We start from the raw sequence: 3,606 nt of genomic DNA on the forward strand, positions 1-3,606 counted from the left end.
GGTGTGGCACCTAGCATTTGCTGGTGCCACACCGTTTTTTTATGAACTATCCGAGGATATGGGTATGTCTTCAGGTAGAATGGAGTACGGAAGAAGAATCTAATATCGATAGTCTAGCGTTTAAGCCGCAGTGTATTCAGTGAGGTAAAACGCTAAACCATCTTTTCATATGCAGGCTGGGGGTGGATCCTTCCCTGCTTGGCACGTTTCTAGATAAGGCTAGGGGTTTTCTGGCATCCTTCGTGATGGTGGAAGAGATTCTTACATTTAGGAAGAGGAAAGATTCTATAATGAAAATTTCTATGAAACGCGCTTTGCGTGGTCGCACTCGTGCTGGTATAGCTGCAGCTGCTGCTGTGGCTGTGCTGGCTACGGGTGGGGCGTGGCTGGCGAATGCTGCGGCTACGGCTACTTTGCCGACGCGTACTTTTACACTGGATAATAATGAGGCTATTACCAGTGATAACTTTACAGGTACGGGCTTATTCACGTTCCCTACGAATTCTACAAACGGTAATGGCGCTGGTATGGGCCTTATCGGCGTGAATAATCCGTCGAGTGCTGATTTGAATGGTCTTGAGTTCACTGTGTATGGTGGTCAGATGACTGGCGAGTCGGTGAATATTCCGCAGCTTACTATGACTTATAATGGTGGGCAAGCTACGAATACGATGGGTCGTCAGATTTATGGTCAGACAGCTGCTCAGGTTCAGGATGCTGCTCAGCAGGCGCCTTTGTGGAAGGGTAAGCGGCAGCCTGTGCTGACTGCGAACAAGAATATTAGTTCGTCAGATGCAGTGCTGTATTCGAGTACTGGTGCTATGGATTTGTTTATGTCTGTGGTCGAGCCTCGTGGGTATGAGCAGGGCACGGATAAGGTGTATATTCCTGATTTTTCGAAGCGTATTCAGCTGTCGGATTCTGCGAAGGCTGCTGGTTGGTCTATCGAAGACTTTACGGTGACGGGGCTTCCTGCTGGTGTGGCGTATGATTCTCAGACGGATACGATTCAGGGTTCCATTATCGGTGGTTTGGATAATTCTGGTAATAATTCTATCGAGTATGGTTTCCAGGGTGCTGAGGTGAACTTTACTGCGAAGAATTCTCAGACGGGTGTCGAGCAGAAGTTTGCTTTTGGTAAGTCTTCTCAGGCTATTATCGCTTTCCAGTATAAGGATACGAAGGCTCCTACTCTGGATGGTATTTCTGGTAAGACCACGACTGTGGATTTGAATGGTACAGTGAATCTGTATACGGGGTATAACGATAATGGTGGTACTCACGCTGGTAGGCGTAATGGTGCGAATGTTCCGCTTCAGTTGGTCGATGCTCAGGGTAATCCTTTGGGTCGTACTGCTACTGTGCGTAATAAGCTGGATGCTGCTGTTATCGGTATGGCTGGTCAGGTGACTACTACGGGCGGTAATGCTGCTGTGGGTAGTATCGCGGATACGACTATTCCTGGACTGTCGTTTACGGGTAATGTGTCTGTTCCTGCTGCTGATCGTTCGGGTAAGGCTGTGGCTTCTGGCTTTGATACTGCTTTGACGGGTACTGCTTCGCAGGAAGGTATTTATGTGGTTCCTGTGTTCGCGAAGGATTCTAACGCGCCAAGCCACGATTATAATATTAATGGTAATGAGGCGCATGGGTATACGACTGTGGTGGTTAAGCCGCAGATTGTGGTGAAGAATGTGCATGCGTATGCTACTGAGATTCCTGTGTCTATTAGTTCTCATGCTACGACTGCGACGATTCAGACTCCTGACGGGTCGGTCACGAATCTGAAGGCTGTGAATGGTTCTTGGCTGGTGGATGCTGGTACGACGAATACTGCTGTGAAGGAAGGCGATACTGTCGGTACTGTGGGCCAGGAGTTTAATCTGAAGGTGACGTCGGATGCGACGGCGAAGGCTGACGTGGATAATATTAAAGCGCAGGCGTTTGTCGAGGATGCGTCGGTGATGTTGTATCGTAATAAGGTCGAGTTGACCGATATTCATGGTACGAAGGTGACGGCTTCGTTTAATGCTCAGTCTGGTCAGTGGGAGCTTCCATCTGATTATCGTGAGGTCGTGAATGGTGATACGACTACGTATCGTCATATTTTGACGAATGCTTTGGCGAATGGTGATACGGAGTTTGGTATTTATGAGTATCATCGTACGCGTAATGCTGCTGGTGAAGCTACTGCGGTGAGCACTGAGGATATCGCGAAGACTACTGTTCCTCGCGAGCAGACTTCTAGTCAGCAGGGTATGACGGTGTTGCTGAAGTATAGTAAGGCTACGGATACGTGGACTGCGTCGGATGGGTCGTCTGTGACGGATTCGAAGGCGGATGGTCAGTGGCATATTACGCCTGCGTCGGAGTTTGATCCTATTACTCTTCCTACTATCGCGTCGTCGGATGATAAGGCGACTGTGGTGAATGATGCTCCTACTTCCTCGTCTACCTCGTATGAGGCTATTCAGGGTCAGTCGGTGAATACTATTCATCAGCCTGCTGCTGGTGTGTCTATCGCGGATACGGAGGATGATTCGACGACTCCGCATAAGAATACGAAGATTACGAGTGTTCTTGTCGTGTATCCAGATGGGACGACGAAGCAGGAAACGTTTAATATTAAGGGTGCGAACTGGGTCGAGCAGGGGTCTGCGTCGTCTGATTTGCGTTTGTTTAAGCTGGATCAGACTGGCGAGTATAAGGTTACAGTGAATGCTATTGATTCGAATGGTAATCTGGTGACTGCTGATTCGGATACGGCTACAGGTGAGAATAAGGGACCGGATACTGCGACGACGAGCACGACGTATACGATTACGGTGAAGGCGTCTTCGACTAAGCCTGTGGTGGTGTTTGATGGTGATACTGTCTCGAATACGCAGGTGAATACTAACGTGACGCCTGCTGACGTGGCGGGTTATACATCGAAGCTGAACGATCCGACCGATATTCCGTCCACGGATGGTCAGGCTGGTAAGACACTATCAGCGAAGACGAGTGTGAAGTATACTCCGACCTCTGGTGACGCGTACACGGAAGAAGTGTCTGTTCCTGTGATTGTTCTACCTCGGGCGAAGAGCACAGTTACCGTGTCTGTGGGTACGTCGGATGATGTGCTGAAGGGTATCGTGAAGACGGAAGCAGATCGTGTTCTCGCGTCTGATGATTTTAAGAAGTCTCTGCCAGAGGGTGCTACCGTGACATCTTCTGATATTACTGAGGCGATTGCTGCTGGGTTGACTTCTCAGGCTGGCGAGAATCGTGGTACTGTGAATGTTCCAGTCACCTATACGCTCAACGGTCAGACCTACACGGCTACCGTTCCAGTAACGGTAAACGTAGTAGCGAAGTCTACGACTACTCCGACTTATGTGTTTGATGGCGACAAAGTGCAGAATGATGATGTCAAGAAGCATGTCACACCTCAGAAGGTGGATGGATTCACCGCAAAGGTAGAAGACACAACTGATCTGCCAAACACATCTGGTCAGGCAGGTAAGACACTCTCCTCGTCCACGACTATCACGTATACGAATGACGCGACTGGTCAGGCGTTCAAGGAATCTGTGGATGTGCCTGTCATAGTTCTTCCGAAGACGA

1 protein-coding gene is annotated in these 3,606 nt (G+C 49.2%); it reads left to right on the forward strand.

From position 1 onward, the window contains the following. Positions 1–290: 290 nt before the first annotated feature. Positions 291–3,606 (forward strand): hypothetical protein (locus tag ALMA_RS08000; protein WP_211278360.1); only part of this gene is annotated, 3,316 nt, incomplete at its 3' end.

Origin of the sequence: Alloscardovia macacae (assembly GCF_002259705.1) — a bacterium.
GTDB classification, from domain to species: Bacteria; Actinomycetota; Actinomycetes; order Actinomycetales; family Bifidobacteriaceae; genus Alloscardovia; species Alloscardovia macacae.